Source organism: Bacillus sp. IBL03825 (genome assembly GCF_024712505.1).
Classification (GTDB): domain Bacteria; phylum Bacillota; class Bacilli; order Bacillales; family Bacillaceae_G; genus Bacillus_A; species Bacillus_A wiedmannii.
In genome coordinates this window covers 5,178,494-5,194,732 of record NZ_JAMXKE010000001.1, presented here as the reverse complement: position 1 = coordinate 5,194,732, position 16,239 = coordinate 5,178,494, and the positions used below count along the sequence as shown (strand labels likewise).

General features: G+C 38.4%; 21 protein-coding genes. 19 read left to right on the top strand and 2 right to left on the bottom strand.

Annotation, left to right across the window (positions count from 1 at the left end; all coding sequences use genetic code 11):
• Positions 1-265: 265 nt before the first annotated feature.
• Positions 266-877 carry a flavin reductase family protein gene (locus tag NHG49_RS26855; RefSeq protein ID WP_073517195.1) on the bottom strand — a complete coding sequence of 204 codons (612 nt, stop codon included), beginning with the start codon at positions 875-877 and terminating at the stop codon, positions 266-268.
• A gap of 159 nt (positions 878-1,036) precedes the next feature.
• Entirely contained in the window at positions 1,037-1,423 is a 387-nt protein-coding gene (locus tag NHG49_RS26850) for a DoxX family protein (RefSeq protein ID WP_064476105.1), read from the bottom strand.
• Between the two features lie 386 nt (positions 1,424-1,809).
• Between NHG49_RS26850 and NHG49_RS26845 the strand changes: the two genes are divergently transcribed.
• From NHG49_RS26845 to NHG49_RS26755, 19 genes are all read left to right on the top strand, one after another.
• On the top strand, positions 1,810-2,307 hold the full coding sequence (locus tag NHG49_RS26845; protein WP_000473649.1) for a PTS sugar transporter subunit IIA: 498 nt from the start codon (positions 1,810-1,812) through the stop codon (positions 2,305-2,307).
• 247 nt (positions 2,308-2,554) lie between these two features.
• A complete protein-coding gene (locus tag NHG49_RS26840) occupies positions 2,555-2,995 on the top strand; it encodes a low molecular weight protein arginine phosphatase (RefSeq protein WP_064476106.1) in 441 nt (146 codons plus the stop codon).
• A 96-nt stretch (positions 2,996-3,091) separates the two neighbouring features.
• Positions 3,092-3,535, top strand: coding sequence for a ribose 5-phosphate isomerase B (gene rpiB, locus NHG49_RS26835; protein WP_000869917.1), 444 nt, complete (start codon positions 3,092-3,094; stop codon positions 3,533-3,535).
• A 21-nt stretch (positions 3,536-3,556) separates the two neighbouring features.
• Positions 3,557-4,174, top strand: coding sequence for a TIGR01440 family protein (locus NHG49_RS26830; RefSeq protein WP_098101704.1), 618 nt, complete (start codon positions 3,557-3,559; stop codon positions 4,172-4,174).
• A gap of 253 nt (positions 4,175-4,427) precedes the next feature.
• Complete coding sequence (gene glyA / locus NHG49_RS26825) at positions 4,428-5,669, top strand: serine hydroxymethyltransferase (RefSeq protein WP_064476109.1); 1,242 nt, start codon at positions 4,428-4,430, stop codon at positions 5,667-5,669.
• Between the two features lie 270 nt (positions 5,670-5,939).
• Positions 5,940-6,569 carry a uracil phosphoribosyltransferase gene (gene upp / locus NHG49_RS26820; RefSeq protein WP_000517539.1) on the top strand — a complete coding sequence of 210 codons (630 nt, stop codon included), beginning with the start codon at positions 5,940-5,942 and terminating at the stop codon, positions 6,567-6,569.
• A gap of 371 nt (positions 6,570-6,940) precedes the next feature.
• Complete coding sequence (locus NHG49_RS26815) at positions 6,941-7,054, top strand: DUF4024 domain-containing protein (RefSeq protein ID WP_075309829.1); 114 nt, start codon at positions 6,941-6,943, stop codon at positions 7,052-7,054.
• A 26-nt stretch (positions 7,055-7,080) separates the two neighbouring features.
• Positions 7,081-7,305: an AtpZ/AtpI family protein gene (locus NHG49_RS26810; protein WP_001171220.1), complete on the top strand. Its 225-nt coding sequence runs from the start codon at positions 7,081-7,083 to the stop codon at positions 7,303-7,305.
• Positions 7,305-7,697 (top strand): ATP synthase subunit I, encoded by a 393-nt coding sequence (locus NHG49_RS26805; RefSeq protein ID WP_000567600.1) that lies wholly within the window; start codon positions 7,305-7,307, stop codon positions 7,695-7,697. Before NHG49_RS26810 ends, NHG49_RS26805 begins: the two co-directional genes overlap by 1 nt.
• A gap of 7 nt (positions 7,698-7,704) precedes the next feature.
• Positions 7,705-8,424: a F0F1 ATP synthase subunit A gene (gene atpB, locus NHG49_RS26800; protein WP_000399874.1), complete on the top strand. Its 720-nt coding sequence runs from the start codon at positions 7,705-7,707 to the stop codon at positions 8,422-8,424.
• A 56-nt stretch (positions 8,425-8,480) separates the two neighbouring features.
• Positions 8,481-8,699, top strand: coding sequence for a F0F1 ATP synthase subunit C (gene atpE, locus NHG49_RS26795; protein WP_000052064.1), 219 nt, complete (start codon positions 8,481-8,483; stop codon positions 8,697-8,699).
• A 129-nt stretch (positions 8,700-8,828) separates the two neighbouring features.
• Positions 8,829-9,335, top strand: coding sequence for a F0F1 ATP synthase subunit B (atpF, locus tag NHG49_RS26790; protein ID WP_001142625.1), 507 nt, complete (start codon positions 8,829-8,831; stop codon positions 9,333-9,335).
• Positions 9,332-9,874, top strand: coding sequence for a F0F1 ATP synthase subunit delta (gene atpH, locus NHG49_RS26785; RefSeq protein ID WP_046960138.1), 543 nt, complete (start codon positions 9,332-9,334; stop codon positions 9,872-9,874). Before atpF ends, atpH begins: the two co-directional genes overlap by 4 nt.
• 11 nt (positions 9,875-9,885) lie before the next feature.
• Entirely contained in the window at positions 9,886-11,394 is a 1,509-nt protein-coding gene (gene atpA / locus NHG49_RS26780; RefSeq protein ID WP_000027511.1) for a F0F1 ATP synthase subunit alpha, read from the top strand.
• Between the two features lie 291 nt (positions 11,395-11,685).
• The gene (atpG, locus tag NHG49_RS26775) at positions 11,686-12,546 is read left to right on the top strand and encodes a F0F1 ATP synthase subunit gamma (RefSeq protein WP_000157696.1); all 861 of its coding nucleotides are present in this window, start codon (positions 11,686-11,688) and stop codon (positions 12,544-12,546) included.
• A 240-nt stretch (positions 12,547-12,786) separates the two neighbouring features.
• Positions 12,787-14,196: a F0F1 ATP synthase subunit beta gene (gene atpD / locus NHG49_RS26770; protein WP_002113041.1), complete on the top strand. Its 1,410-nt coding sequence runs from the start codon at positions 12,787-12,789 to the stop codon at positions 14,194-14,196.
• 20 nt (positions 14,197-14,216) lie between these two features.
• On the top strand, positions 14,217-14,618 hold the full coding sequence (gene atpC / locus NHG49_RS26765) for a F0F1 ATP synthase subunit epsilon (protein WP_000847214.1): 402 nt from the start codon (positions 14,217-14,219) through the stop codon (positions 14,616-14,618).
• 130 nt (positions 14,619-14,748) lie between these two features.
• Positions 14,749-15,531, top strand: a complete 783-nt coding sequence (locus tag NHG49_RS26760; RefSeq protein WP_098101700.1) for a DUF975 family protein — start codon at positions 14,749-14,751, stop codon at positions 15,529-15,531.
• Between the two features lie 47 nt (positions 15,532-15,578).
• Positions 15,579-16,232 carry a DUF975 family protein gene (locus NHG49_RS26755; RefSeq protein WP_258126751.1) on the top strand — a complete coding sequence of 218 codons (654 nt, stop codon included), beginning with the start codon at positions 15,579-15,581 and terminating at the stop codon, positions 16,230-16,232.
• Positions 16,233-16,239: the final 7 nt, after the last annotated feature.

Genomic DNA, 16,239 nt, shown 5'->3' with positions numbered 1-16,239 from the left:
GCCTCTTGCGCTTTTAGGGGATATATCCAGTTCCAGCGGTTAGAATGGTCGGTGGCTTCGCGCCTTCCTGCGAGGCAAAAAGCGCCTCTACGTCAGGAGCTCCATCCCCTTCTCATTCTGAACGAGCCGCTTCCGCCTTTAGGGTGTGATATCCAGTTCCGGCGACTAGCTCTTCGCATCTAAGAACCTTCCGCCCGAAAGGCAAAAAGCGCCTTTCGGGCGAAAGAACCTTAGCCGGTCAGAGCTGAACGAGTCGCCTCTGCCTTTAAATTGGCCTCACCAATTCAAATTGTTCTCCTAGTTTTGCGTAGTTGTGTCCTGCTAGGCGGCTTACTGGTTTTAGTCCTTCTGCATGAATGCGTCCGTTTTCGTATAGGTGTTCTGCGACGTGGAAACGAACGACGCGTCCGATTAGTAGATCGCAAGCTGGTGAGTCTTCTGTTCCGCCAAGAGGGATTGCGCGTTCTAGTACGCACTCCATTCGAATATTGGCTTCTTTTACACCTGGAACGGAGATAACATCACTTTCAATTGGTGTTAGTTTTGCTAGTTCAATTTCGCTCTCATTTGGCGGGAGGTTAGCCGCTGTTTCGTTAATTGCTTCTACGTAAGATTCATCAGAAATATGTACGACAAACTCACCCTTTTCGATTGCGTTTCGAGAAGTATCTTTCGGTGTTCCTGCTTTTCGTTGTACAGAAACTGAGATAAGTGGTGGATTAGCAGCGACAATATTGAAATAGCTATACGGTGCTCCGTTTAATACGCCATCTTTTGTTACAGAAGTAACGAATGCGACAGGGCGTGGAATGATACTTCCCGTTAATAATTTGTAATTCTCTTTTTCCGTTTGTTCATTTGGATTAATGGATAACATGCGTAAAATCCCCTTTCTAAATATGACGACTTATTGTTTGTTTACAAGATGTTAGTGGAAAACTCCTGCTGAAAATAATATTTTTATTACATAAAAAGAACTTACTTCATTGTGATTGAAGTAAGTTCCGTCTAAATAATCTCGAATTCAAGGTAAAAATTATAATAAAACGTATGCCCCAGGTCCGATTAAAGCTACTCCGACAGCGACAGCGATTAACATTAAATTATACTCAAATCCGTTTTGTGTGATCCAGTAACCATTTTTTCCGTGAACAGTGAAGATTGCCATTAACATTGTTCCAACGATAAATAATGAACCGATTGCAGTGAATATACCTGATGCGAATAAGAAACCACCTAATAATTCAGTTGCGCCAGCCATAAATGCCATGAATACACCAGGGCGTAAGCCAATTGACTCCATCCAGCCGCCAGTTCCCTTTAAACCGTAGCCGCCGAACCAACCAAATAGTTTTTGAGCACCATGACCCATGAATGTAATACCTATAATAAGACGAATAATAAGAAGACCGATATCCATCATTTTAAAAACCTCCTAAAAGTTATTAACTTACCTTATGTAAGTAATAATAAAATAGTTACTTACTTTAGTCAAGTGGATTTCGAAAAAAGTTTGAAAATAATTTTACAAATTAGCGACAAAAAGAAAAATGTAGTAAAGACCTCTAGACAAGTTGGGTAAAAAAAGAGAAAATATAAGTAGAAGTTAACTTCTTATTGTTATTCAGACAATCAGAATTGACTGGAATTTTGCAAAGAGCTACAATAAGAGTCTATTAGTAATGACGTAATTTATTTCGAAAGCGTTTTTACAGTATAATATTCGAAGTATGAAGTCTTACATGTATCCCGGGTTTTACTAGGGATTGCCCTATAAACTTTTAGGTAAATTATGAGGAGGACTATCCTATGTTTAAAAAATTATTCGGTTTTGGTTCAAAAACAAATGAAGAAACAATCGTAGCTCCATTAACTGGAGCAGTGAAAAATATTGAAGAAGTACCAGATCCAGTATTCGCTGGTCGTATGATGGGGGAAGGTGTTGCAATCGATCCTACTGAAGGTGTAGTTGTATCTCCAGTTGATGGTGAAATCGTACAGTTATTCCACACAAAACATGCTGTAGGAATTAAAGCGAAAAACGGTACAGAAATTTTAATCCACGTTGGATTAGAAACTGTAAAAATGGAAGGCGAAGGTTTCGAAGCTCACGTTTCTGAAGGCCAAGCTGTAAAAGCTGGAGATAAATTAATCTCATTCGACTTAGAATTAATCCGTGAAAAAGCGAAAAGTACAATTACTCCAATCGTTATTACAAACACAGATGCAGCTGAGTCTATTAAAACAACTGTAGGCGTAACAGCTACAAAAGGTTCAACAGAAGTAATGAAAGTTACAATGAAATAATTATTGTATAAGAGGAGTCCGTTTCATATGAAATGGATTCCTTATTTTGTTTTGTAGTACGCTTGCTATGTATGTTAAAATACTCTAGGCACTTGGAAATAGGGTTTCACATATATGTGGATAAGGCGCATTTTTCTTAGAAAAAATATAAGAGAAATGCGCCTTTCGTATATTCACATTTCTTTTGTTCTATTCTTATGTACGTTATGATGAAAGATAGGAAAAAGAAGAAAAGGGGTGGGTTTGGATGAAACGAGTGTTATTTATTTGCACTGGAAATACATGCCGTAGCCCGATGGCTGAGGCGTTACTTCGTCATCATGGAGAAGGTAATTTTGAAGTGCAATCTGCTGGTGTTTTCGCCTATCCTGGAAGTGATGCGTCGATATATGCAAAGGAAGCTTTAGCTGAAAAGGGAATTACAATCGATCATGCTTCGCAGCAGATAAATGAAGCTTTGATTGATTGGGCAGATATTGTAGTAACAATGACGGAAAACCATAAGCAAATTGTACTTGGGCATTATCCGAGTGTTGAAAAGAAAGTGGATACATTATATGGAGTAACTGAGGGGATAAGTAAGGATATTTCAGACCCATTTGGCGGGTCACTTTCTATTTATAAAGAAACGTTAGAAGAGATGGAAAAACTTGTACAAACTTTACTGAAAAAACATTCAGAAGGTTGATGTTTCGTGTATAATACGATATTGGAGATCACTTCGTTCCGTTAAGGTAACGAGTGAGAAATGAAGATAATTGATTGAAACTTTGGAGGGGTAAAAATGAAAGTAGTAGTAGCATCTGATCACGGCGGTATGAATATCCGTAAAGAACTTGTAAGTTTATTAGAAGAGTTAAATATTGAATATATTGATTTAGGTTGTGAATGTGAAGCTGGTTCTGTTGATTACCCTGATTTTGCGTTTCCAGCAGCGGAAATGGTAGCGAATGGCGAAGTAGATCGTGGTATTTTAGTTTGTGGGACAGGCATCGGTATGTCAATTGCAGCAAACAAAGTAAATGGTATTCGTTGTGCATTAGTTCATGATACTTTCAGTGCGAAAGCAACGAGAGAGCATAATGATACGAACATGTTAGCAATGGGCGAGCGTGTAATTGGTGCAGGTCTAGCACGTGACATCGCAAAAATTTGGTTAACAACTGACTATGAAGGTGGTCGTCATGAAAACCGCGTAGGAAAAATTAAAACATACGAAACAAAGTAATAGATTCTAACTAGAAGTAGTATGAAATATAATTTGGTGAACCAACCTGTGAAAGGAAGAGGCGTAATGACAGAAATCGTAAAGGTAAGAGAACAGTTACAAATTTCGCTTTCTGATTTCCAAGAACAAGCTTCATTACAAAGTGGTCAAATTTTTGTAGTGGGATGTAGCACGAGCGAAGTGCTAGGAGAAAGAATTGGGACATCAGGAACGATGGAAGTAGCAGAGGCGATTTTTTCTGAGTTAAAACAATTTCAAGAGCAAACAGGTATTGAGTTGGCGTTTCAATGTTGTGAGCATTTAAACCGTGCTTTAGTAGTTGAGAGAGAGTTAGCGATGAAATATCAATTTGAAATTGTAACAGTTACGCCTGTTAGATCAGCAGGTGGTGCATTAGCAACATATGCGTATCACAATTTGAAAGATCCGGTAGTAATTGAGTTTATTAAAGCAGATGCAGGAATGGATATTGGTGATACATTTATCGGTATGCATTTAAAGCATGTAGCTGTTCCGGTTCGTACAGGTGTGAAGGAAATTGGAAGTGCGCATGTAACGATGGCAACAACACGTGGAAAACTAATTGGTGGAGCACGTGCTGTTTATGCGGCGAAGGAAGAGACTATCACTTGCCGTTAGACATAAAAAATTATAAAGTCGCATAATGGCTTTATATCGAAAGATAAAAGGTATGTAGTCTGACTTTATAATAGAAGAAAGAAAAGACCGATTTTCGGTCTTTTTTTTCTTTTATGATATAGAAAGTCATGTTAGAATGTAGTTGAAAACATGAAGGTTCGAAAGAATTACAACCTGAATTTTCGTTTTTTCTGAATAAATGAGAAAAAACTATTGGGAATCGATGTAATTCGTTCAGAAAAGGGGGATTTTGGTGAATCATTTAAAACGTCAAGATGAAAAGGTATTTGCTGCAATTGAGGCAGAACTAGGAAGACAGCGTTCAAAGATTGAGTTAATTGCTTCGGAAAACTTCGTAAGTGAAGCAGTAATGGAGGCGCAAGGTTCTGTTTTAACGAATAAGTATGCTGAGGGATATCCTGGAAAACGTTACTATGGTGGCTGTGAGCACGTAGACGTAGTGGAAGATATCGCACGTGATCGCGCGAAAGAAATCTTTGGTGCAGAGCATGTAAATGTTCAACCACATTCTGGTGCACAAGCGAACATGGCAGTATACTTTACGATTTTAGAGCAAGGCGATACAGTACTTGGTATGAATTTATCTCATGGTGGTCACTTAACACACGGAAGCCCTGTTAACTTCAGTGGAGTACAATATAATTTCGTAGAATATGGCGTGGATGCTGAATCTCACCGTATTAATTACGATGATGTATTAGCAAAAGCGAAAGAACATAAACCAAAATTAATCGTTGCAGGTGCAAGTGCATATCCTCGTGTTATCGATTTCAAACGATTCCGTGAGATTGCAGATGAAGTGGGTGCATACTTTATGGTTGATATGGCACATATCGCTGGTTTAGTAGCTGCTGGTTTACATCCAAACCCAGTACCACACGCACATTTCGTTACAACGACAACACATAAAACATTACGTGGTCCACGTGGTGGTATGATTTTATGTGAAGAGCAATTTGCAAAACAAATTGATAAATCAATCTTCCCTGGTATTCAAGGTGGTCCACTTATGCACGTAATCGCTGCAAAAGCTGTTGCATTTGGTGAGACACTACAAGATGAGTTTAAAACATATGCACAAAATATCATTAATAATGCGAACCGCTTAGCTGAAGGTCTTCAAAAAGAAGGACTTACACTTGTTTCTGGTGGAACAGACAATCATTTAATCCTGATCGATGTTCGTAACTTAGAAATCACAGGTAAAGTAGCAGAGCACGTATTAGATGAAGTTGGTATTACAGTGAACAAAAATACAATTCCATTTGAAACAGCAAGCCCATTTGTAACAAGCGGTGTACGTATCGGTACGGCAGCTGTAACATCTCGTGGTTTCGGTTTAGAAGACATGGATGAAATTGCGTCACTTATTGCTTATACATTAAAAAATCATGAAAATGAAGCTGCATTAGAAGAAGCAAGTAAGCGTGTAGAAGCGTTAACGAGCAAATTCCCAATGTACACAGACCTATAATAGATGAAAGAAGGCTGCTGAGACGTAATTGTTTTGGCAGTTTTTTTTGGACATATATTGTTCTTTAAGTATGTATACAAATGATGAATAAATTTTGGCGATATAATGAAGGATACAGCTCCCATAATTGGTAAAGATACTAGATAGATTCATCGTAAAATCATGATTTTGCCAAATTTGCCCTTGAATATTAGTAGCGTTTTCTTTACAATCGTAAATAGTGTAAAAAAGCGTGCAAACGCATGAATATCATCTAAAGGAGAGATTCACATGGGAAAACTGTATGTATTTGATCACCCGTTAATTCAACATAAGATTACATATATTCGCGATAAGAATACAGGTACGAAAGATTTTCGTGAATTAGTGGACGAAGTAGCAAGTTTAATGGCTTTCGAAATTACTCGCGATCTTCCACTTAAAGACATTGAGATTGAAACACCTGTAAGCAAAGCGACAACAAAAGTGATCGCTGGTAAAAAGCTTGGTTTAATTCCGATTTTACGTGCAGGTTTAGGAATGGTTGATGGAATTCTGAAATTAATTCCAGCAGCAAAAGTAGGGCACGTTGGTTTATACCGCGACCCTAAAACATTGCAACCGGTAGAATACTATGTGAAACTTCCAACGGATGTAGAAGAGCGTGACTTCATCGTACTAGATCCGATGCTAGCAACAGGTGGTTCTGCAGCTGAAGCAATTAACTCTCTGAAAAAGCGCGGTGCAAAACAAATTAAATTAATGTGTATCGTTGCAGCTCCAGAAGGAGTAAAAGTAGTACAAGAAGAACATCCTGATGTTGATATTTATGTAGCAGCATTAGATGAGAAATTAAATGACCACGGATATGTAGTACCAGGTCTTGGTGATGCTGGTGACCGTTTATTCGGAACGAAGTAAGACAACTGACGAGAGGGGGTTCCCTCTCGTTTTTTTGTACCTTGATGAGGTAGGGGAGGGGGGATAAATATACATAGTATATACAACATAAGTTGCATACACATCACATATAATATAGAAGTCTTACGTCTAAAGAGCACTATATTATGGAAGGAAAGCGTTATATCTTAAAAATATAATAGTGACAAACTTGTGAACATTTCCTTCTATTATAAAGAGAAAACTGTTAGAAATTGCATATCTCTAACCAGTATTTAGAAGGGGAACGTTTTCATTTTTGGGAGGAAATGACTAATACTCAAATTTTTTGATTTTTTACGATTTCTCGTTGACACTGTTAATACCCTATTGTATGCTAACAACGGGGATAGATGGTAGGGCTTTCAGTGACAAAAATACATCTATTCCGTGACGAAAATGTAAACTTTTTATTTTGTATAGGATTTATGCAAAAAAATGAGTTATTATTAATACATCGTGAATGAGGGTTACATATTGGAGGGATGAATCCTTGCAAAAAAACGATCGCAGCCATATAAAAGCTTATGCTTTAATGTCAGGTATTCTTGCTCAGTTAGTCGGTTCTATTCTTATTGGAATCTTTGGTGGGCAGTGGATTGATAGTAAGGTTGGAACGTTTCCATTGTTTCTTATTATAGGGTTATTACTCGGATTAGGAACAGGGATATACGCAATGATTCGACTCATTCGACATTACTATTCGGGAGAGCAATGATGATAGACGTACATGGACTTGTCCAAAGACAAAAGAAATATATGTACTACTTGCTTGCGCTTCTAGTGCTAGGATGGGGATTCACCTCTTACAAGGATGTATTTCTTGGGCTGATTATCGGAACGATTTTCAGTTTTCTTAGTTTGCGCATCATTGCACGTAGAACAGACAAGCTGTTGGATCGCGTAACAAATGGAGAAAACGTAAAATTTAAGGCGACAGCAGTAAGTACATATTCGAGATTCGCCACGATTGGATTATTAATTTTATTTGCAGCCAAATATCAAGAGTTAATTGCGATGTGGGGCCTAGGTGTAGGATTGCTGACAGGATACCTTGTCATGATCATAGATTTTCTTTATTTAGAGTATAAGAGCAGGGAAGAGAGGTGAATTACTAGTGGAACACGGTAAATTAGTTGAATTTCTAGGTTTAACGTTCGATTTGTCATCAGTTATGATGGTTACTGTAGCAGCAGTTATTGTTTTCTTAATCGCTGTTATTGGAACTCGCAGTTTAGCCCTTCGCCCAACCGGGATGCAAAACTTCATGGAATGGGTGTTTGACTTCGTGAAAGGGATTATCAATAGTACGATGGACTGGAAAACAGGTGGACGTTTCTTAACGCTTGGCGTTACGCTTATCATGTTTATCATCGTATCGAACTTCCTTGGTTTACCATTCATGTATTCAACAGTTGAGGCTGGCGAACATATTGCATGGTGGAGATCACCAACGTCTGATCCAGCAGTTGCATTAACATTAGCCGTGATGGTAGTTACCCTCACCCATTATTATGGAATTAAGATGAAGGGTACGAAAGAATACGTAAAAGGTTATTTCCAACCTATGAAATTCTTATTCCCATTAAAGGTTATTGAGGAGTTTGCTAACACATTAACGTTAGGTCTTCGTTTATTCGGTAACATTTATGCAGGTGAGATCTTATTAGGATTACTTGCTAAGTTAGGCGGGGCATCGTTCCTCGGAGCATTAGGTGCGCTTGTACCAATGTTAGCATGGATGGGATTCAGTGTATTCGTTGGATCAATCCAGTCATTTATTTTCGTTATGTTAACGATGGTTTATATGGCTCATAAAGTAAGCCATGACCATTAATATAATTTAAGTAAGAAAAAAATTATTTTTTTATAATACAAAGGAGGACAAATTAAATGAGTTTAGGTGTAATCGCAGCTGCAATTGCAATTGGTTTATCAGCATTAGGTGCAGGTATTGGTAACGGTCTTATCGTATCACGTACAATCGAAGGTGTTGCTCGTCAACCAGAATTAAAAGGCGCGCTTCAAACAATTATGTTCATCGGGGTTGCTTTAGTTGAGGCACTTCCAATCATCGGTGTAGTTATTGCATTCATCGTAATGAACAAATAAGGGAGACTCCCCTTACATAGATGGCGAAGAGTGTTTTTCCGAACTTTCTTCGCCATTGCTTTATGAACGAAACGTATGTCTTTTTTTTTCATATGATCAATTTAGATATTTTGAAGGGAGTGAATCCTTGTGCCAACTTTATTATTAGGGGCTTCCATTCCATTTGGAACGATTGCTTATACATTGTTCATTTTCTTACTTCTATTAGTAATGCTACGCAAATTTGCGTGGGGTCCTTTAATGGGAATTATGAAAGAACGTGAAGAGCATGTTACTAATGAAATCGACGCTGCAGAAAGAAGTAACGCTGAAGCGAAGAAATTAGTAGAAGAACAACGTGAAATGTTAAAACAATCGCGTGTTGAAGCACAAGAGTTAATCGAAAGAGCGAAAAAACAAGCTGTAGATCAAAAAGATGTTATTGTTGCTGCTGCGAAAGAAGAAGCAGAATCAATTAAAGCATCTGCTGTACAAGAAATTCAACGCGAAAAAGAGCAAGCGATTGCTGCTTTACAAGAACAAGTCGCTTCTTTATCTGTTCAAATTGCTTCTAAAGTAATTGAAAAAGAATTAAAAGAAGAAGATCAAGTTAAGTTAATTCGCGATTATATTAAAGAAGTAGGAGAAGCGCGATGAGCAATGGGATTGTAGCAAAACGTTATGCTGTCGCTCTTTTTAAAATTGCAAAAGAAAAACACGTATTAGAAATGTTTGAAGAGGAATTACGCCTTGTACAAAACGTTTATGTAAAGAACGAAGAACTACATAGCTTTTTAACGCAACCGAACATTTCAAAGGAACAAAAGAAAACGTTTCTTGCAAACGTATTCGGATCTGTTTCTGAATCTATTTTAAATACGTTATATATTTTAATTGATAACAAACGCATTGATATCTTACCTGAAATTGCAGATGAATATGTTGTTCTTGCTAATGAAGAACGTAACGTAGCCGACGCAACTGTATATTCTACTCGTCTTCTATCAGAAGAAGAGAAGCTTAACATTGCAGAAGCATTTGCAAAGAGAACGGGAAAAGATGCAATTCGCGTAAAAAATGTTGTAGATGAAGATTTACTAGGCGGCATTAAAGTACGTATTGGAAATCGCATTTACGACGGAAGCTTACAAGGAAAATTAGCACGTATTCAGCGTGAATTAATGAAGAATAGATAGGGGTGAAGCACATGAGCATCAGAGCTGAAGAAATTAGCGCACTGATAAAGCAACAAATCGAGAACTATCAGTCTGAAATCGAAGTTAGTGATGTTGGTACAGTTATCCAAGTTGGTGACGGTATTGCGCGTGCTCATGGTCTTGATAACGTTATGGCTGGTGAACTTGTAGAGTTCTCTAACGGCGTTATGGGACTAGCACAAAACTTAGAGGAAAACAACGTAGGTATCATTATTTTAGGACCTTACACAGAAATTCGTGAAGGTGACGAAGTTCGTCGTACTGGTCGCATCATGCAAGTACCAGTAGGAAAAGAACTAATCGGTCGTGTTGTAAACCCATTAGGTCAACCAGTTGATGGTTTAGGCCCAATCAATACAACAAACACTCGTCCAATTGAAAGTCCAGCACCAGGTGTAATGGATCGTAAATCTGTTCATGAGCCACTTCAAACAGGTATTAAAGCGATCGATGCTCTTGTACCAATTGGCCGTGGTCAACGTGAGTTAATCATTGGTGACCGTCAAACAGGTAAAACAGCAGTTGCGCTTGATACAATCATTAACCAAAAAGATGAAGATATGATTTGTATCTATGTAGCTATCGGACAAAAAGAATCAACTGTACGTAACGTAGTAGAAACACTACGTAAGCACGGTGCATTAGATTACACAATCGTTGTAACTGCATCAGCTTCTCAACCAGCTCCATTATTATACTTAGCTGCTTATGCTGGTGTAACAATGGGTGAAGAGTTCATGTACAATGGTAAACACGTATTAGTAGTATATGATGACTTATCAAAACAAGCAGCGGCTTACCGCGAGCTTTCATTACTATTACGTCGTCCTCCAGGTCGTGAAGCATATCCAGGGGATGTGTTCTACTTACATTCTCGCTTATTAGAGCGTGCAGCAAAATTAAGTGATGCAAGAGGCGGCGGTTCTTTAACTGCACTACCTTTCATCGAAACACAAGCAGGGGACGTATCAGCTTACATCCCAACAAACGTAATTTCTATTACGGATGGACAAATCTTCTTACAATCTGACCTATTCTTCTCTGGCGTACGTCCAGCGATCGATGCGGGTACTTCTGTATCTCGTGTAGGTGGATCTGCTCAGATTAAAGCAATGAGTAAAGTATCAGGTACACTTCGTCTTGACCTTGCATCTTACCGTGAGTTAGAAGCGTTCGCTCAGTTCGGTTCTGACCTTGATAAAGCAACTCAAGCGAAACTAAACCGTGGTGCTCGTACTGTTGAGGTATTAAAACAAGGATTACACAAACCATTACGTGTAGAGAAACAAGTTATCATTCTTTACGCTTTAACACGTGGATTCCTAGATGATATCCCAGTAGTAGATATCACTCGTTTCGAAGAAGAATTCCATGCTTGGTTAGATTCTAATGCGACTGACTTATTAGAAGAAATCCGCACAACTAAGAAACTTGCGGATGACGACAAATTTGCAGCAGCTATTAATGGATTTAAAAAAGTATTCGTAGCTTCTGAATAATAAAAGCGGAAGCGGCTCGTCCTGAATGTGAGGGGGATGGAGCTTCTGACGAAGAGGCGGTCTTTGCCTCGTAGGAAGAAGTGAAGCCACCGAACATTCAAGCCGCTGGAGCTAGATAATAATATATATAAGGCATCTCAAGTTTTGAGATTGCTGACGGTTATGTAAAGGAAAAGAGTAGGTGCACCTATTCTTTTCCTTCAATCATGAGCAAGAATATCTTGCAACGTAGATTAGGAAGAGAATTCTTACTAATCGTGCCAACTTCCGGAAAAAAGGTGGTGAAAACCTGTGGCATCTTTACGCGATATAAAAGCGAAGATTAACTCGACAAAGAAAACGAGTCAAATTACGAAAGCGATGGAGATGGTATCTGCATCTAAGTTAAACCGTGCAGAGCAAAATGCTAAATCTTTCGTTCCGTATATGGAAAAGATTCAAGAAGTAGTAGCGAGCATTGCGCAAGGAAGTAAAGGAATTAATCATCCGATGCTAAATGCGCGTCCTGTAAAGCGTACAGGGTACATCGTTATTACATCTGATCGCGGACTAGCAGGTGGTTATAACAGTAACGTATTACGTACAGTAAGTAACGTAATTCGTGAACGTCATAATATGGATTCAAACCAATATTCAATTATTGTGCTTGGCCGACTAGGACGTGATTATTTAAAACGTCGCGGCTTTAACATCATTGATGAAGTAGTTGGACTATCTGACCACCCATCATTTACTGATATTAAAGATCTTGCTTCTCGAGCAATTGCGATGTTTGCAGATGGTGCTTATGATGAGCTGTATATTTACTACAACCATTACGTAAGTAAAATTTCACAAGAAGTAACGGAAAATAAAATTTTACCGCTTACTGATGTGGCGTCTGACAAACCGACGACAGCTTATGAATTCGAACCTTCTGAAGAAGAAATTTTAAAAGTACTATTGCCACAATACGCAGAAAGCTTAGTGTACGGTGCATTACTAGACGGTAAAGCAAGTGAACACGCAGCGCGTATGACAGCAATGAAGAGTGCTACAGACAACGCAATGGAAGTTATCGATTCACTTACACTTTCATTCAACCGTGCGCGTCAGGCAGCGATTACGCAAGAAATTACGGAAATCGTTGGTGGAGCAGCAGCGTTAGAGTAGTATTAAAAAGTGGAAGCGGCTCGTCCAGAACAAGAGGGCATTGGAGCTCCTGACGAAGAGGCGTAGTTTGCCTCGCAGGAAGGCACGAAATGACCGAATGTTCTAGTCGCTGGAACTAGATTCTATAAAAGCGTAGGCGGCTCTTTCAAAAGAGTCGCGTAAGCTATAAACCAATAAAAAATGAAAAGCTAACTGCTCGTAGCAAGTTGGCTAATTAAAAGAAAGCTAGGAGGGAACCCGATGAATAAAGGGCGCGTTACGCAAATCATGGGTCCGGTTGTAGACGTTAAGTTTGATGGCGGAAAGCTACCAGAAATCTACAACGCCCTTACGGTAAAACAAAGCAACGAAAACGGAGCAAGCATTAACTTAACATTTGAAGTTGCACTTCATTTAGGTGATGATACAGTTCGTACAGTTGCAATGTCTTCCACAGACGGACTTGTTCGTGGTACAGAAGTAGAAGATACTGGTAAAGCAATCTCTGTACCAGTTGGAGATGCAACACTTGGTCGCGTATTTAACGTATTAGGTGATGCAATTGACTTAGATGGTGAGGTTCCTGCCGATGTACGTCGTGATCCAATTCACCGTCAAGCACCTGCATTCGAAGAATTATCTACTAAAGTAGAAATTCTTGAAACTGGTATTAAAGTAGTAGACTTACTTGCTCCTTACATTAAGGGTGGTAAAATCGGTCTATTCGGTGGTGCCGGTGTAGGTAAAACGGTATTAATTCAGGAATTAATTAACAACATCGCACAAGAACACGGTGGTATCTCTGTATTCGCTGGTGTAGGTGAGCGTACTCGTGAGGGTAATGACTTATACCACGAAATGAGCGATTCTGGCGTAATTAAGAAAACTGCGATGGTATTCGGACAAATGAATGAGCCACCTGGAGCACGTCAACGTGTTGCATTAACAGGTTTAACAATGGCTGAGCATTTCCGTGATGAGCAAGGACAAGACGTACTTCTGTTCATCGATAACATCTTCCGTTTCACGCAAGCAGGTTCTGAAGTATCTGCCCTTCTTGGTCGTATGCCATCTGCGGTAGGTTACCAACCAACACTTGCAACAGAAATGGGTCAATTACAAGAGCGTATTACATCTACAAATAAAGGATCTATCACGTCTATCCAAGCGGTATATGTACCAGCCGATGACTATACGGATCCAGCACCAGCTACAACGTTCGCTCACTTAGATGCAACAACAAACTTAGAGCGTCGTTTAACACAAATGGGTATTTACCCAGCCGTAGATCCATTAGCATCTACATCTCGTGCACTTTCTCCAGAAATCGTAGGAGAAGAGCATTATGAAGTAGCTCGTCAAGTACAGCAAACTTTACAGCGTTATAAAGAGCTTCAAGATATCATCGCTATCTTAGGTATGGATGAGTTATCTGAAGAAGATAAGTTAGTTGTACATCGTGCTCGTCGTATTCAATTCTTCTTATCTCAAAACTTCCACGTAGCTGAGCAGTTTACAGGTCAAAAAGGTTCTTACGTACCTGTAAAAAATACAGTTAGCGGATTTAAAGAAATTCTAGAAGGAAAATATGATGACCTTCCAGAAGATGCATTCCGTCTTGTAGGTAGTATTGAAGAAGTTATTGAAAACGCGAAGAAAATGATGGCGTAAGGCCTTAGGAGGGACGAATTATGAAGACATTTCCAGTCAGTATTGTAACTCCTGATGGACCGGTTTACGAAAAAGAAGTAGAAATGGTAAGCGTAAAAGCAGAGAGTGGGGAAATGGGGATCTTACCAGGTCACATTCCAACTGTTGCACCATTAAAAATTAGTGCAGTTCGTCTGAAAAATGGTGGACACACTGATTATGTAGCAGTAAGCGGTGGCTTTATCGAAGTTCGTCCGGATAAAGTAACTGTATTATCATCATCTGCTGAAGAAGCAAACCATATCGATATCCATCGTGCAAATGAGGCGAAGCGTCGCGCTGAACAACGTATGCAAGATAAACAAGCACATGTTGACTTTAAACGTGCAGAAATGGCATTACAACGTGCCGTGAACCGTTTAAACGTTTCTGATATGAAATAAAAAATCCGTAAAGGCTTTGCCTTTACGGATTTTTTTATGGAGTTTATGGATAATTTTACAAAAATGGTATAATTATATTGATGCTTGTATAAGTAGAGAATGTACAACAATTTATAAAGGGGATGAATAAATGATCGGTGAAATGAAACGAGAAGCGTTGCACTCTTTAAAGGGAAAATGGGGACTAGGTGTTGGATCAACGATTTTATATTTTATTTTAAGTTATGTTGTTTCAATGGCTGCAATGCTTATACTTTTAATTCCAGGAGTTATTATATTTTTACTATTTGCTGGTTTCACAGGTTCACTTGAAGAGGAAACAATATCAATTGGAGCAGGTATTACATTTGGTATTTTTTATTGCATCATAATAATTTTGAGTAACGCATCGTATGGGATTACATCATACGGTTATACAAATGTGTTTTTACAGATTAGTAAACGAGAAAGTGCTAAAGTAGATCACTTATTCGAAGGATTTCGGGGCTTTAAAAGAATGATGAAAACAATGTGGGCAATGCTTGCGATTTTGTTATATACAGGTACATGGATCCCGATGTTGCTAGTAGCCTTATTTGTATTTTTGGGTGAAGAAGGAAATACGTCGTTTGCTATTGCTTTCTTTGTACTATTAGCTATTTCAATTGTTGGTATGATTGTGATGTACTTTTCTTATGCGATGACGTACTATGTTATGGTTGAAAATCCAGATTATAGTGTGTCACAGGCAATGAAAGAAAGTAAGCGTCTTATGAAGGGTCACAAATTAGATTTATTTTTGTTGTGGCTGAGTTTTATAGGTTGGGCAATTTTAGCGATTCTTACACTCGGAATAGGATTTCTTTGGCTTAGCCCGTATATGAGTACAACGACAGCACATTTTTATCGCTATCTTTCAAAAGATGAATTGTAGTAGGAACATGCTATACTAATAGAGTTATTACGTATAGGAGGAAGAATATGATTAGTGATTTAAAAGGAGAAGCGTTAGATTCATTAGAAGGGAAATGGGGATTAGCTGTCGGGGCAACATTATTGATTTCGATTTTTATTTCAGCTTTTAGTTTTAGTATTGATTTCATTTTCTCTCAATTTTGGGATTGGAAAGAAGTAAATAACTCACTTTCAATAGACGTTATTACAATGTTGATGGTAGGTCCGTTAACGCTAGGTGGTTATTATTTAGCTCTGCATATCATTCGTGAAAAAGAAGCGCGTATTGGGCATATATTCAGATGGTTTACAGAAGGAAGTAAGTTTATAAAGTCATTTTTATTATATATAGTAGTGAACATTTATATCTTCTTATGGTTTTTATTATTTATTATTCCAGGCATTATTAAATCATTTTCTTATGCGATGACGTACTTTATAATAAATGATCATCCTGAGTATTCCATAAATCAAGCTATTACAGAAAGCCGTCGTATGATGGATGGGCATAAGATGGAGTATTTCATCTTATGTTTAAGTTTTATTGGTTGGTTTATATTAAGTTGTATTACACTCGGGATTGGATTCTTATGGCTAATTCCATATTTTTATACGACGTCAGCAGCCTTTTATGAAGAAATTGCAGAGGAGTATTACGAGAAAATAATTCCCACACTATAAAAACACC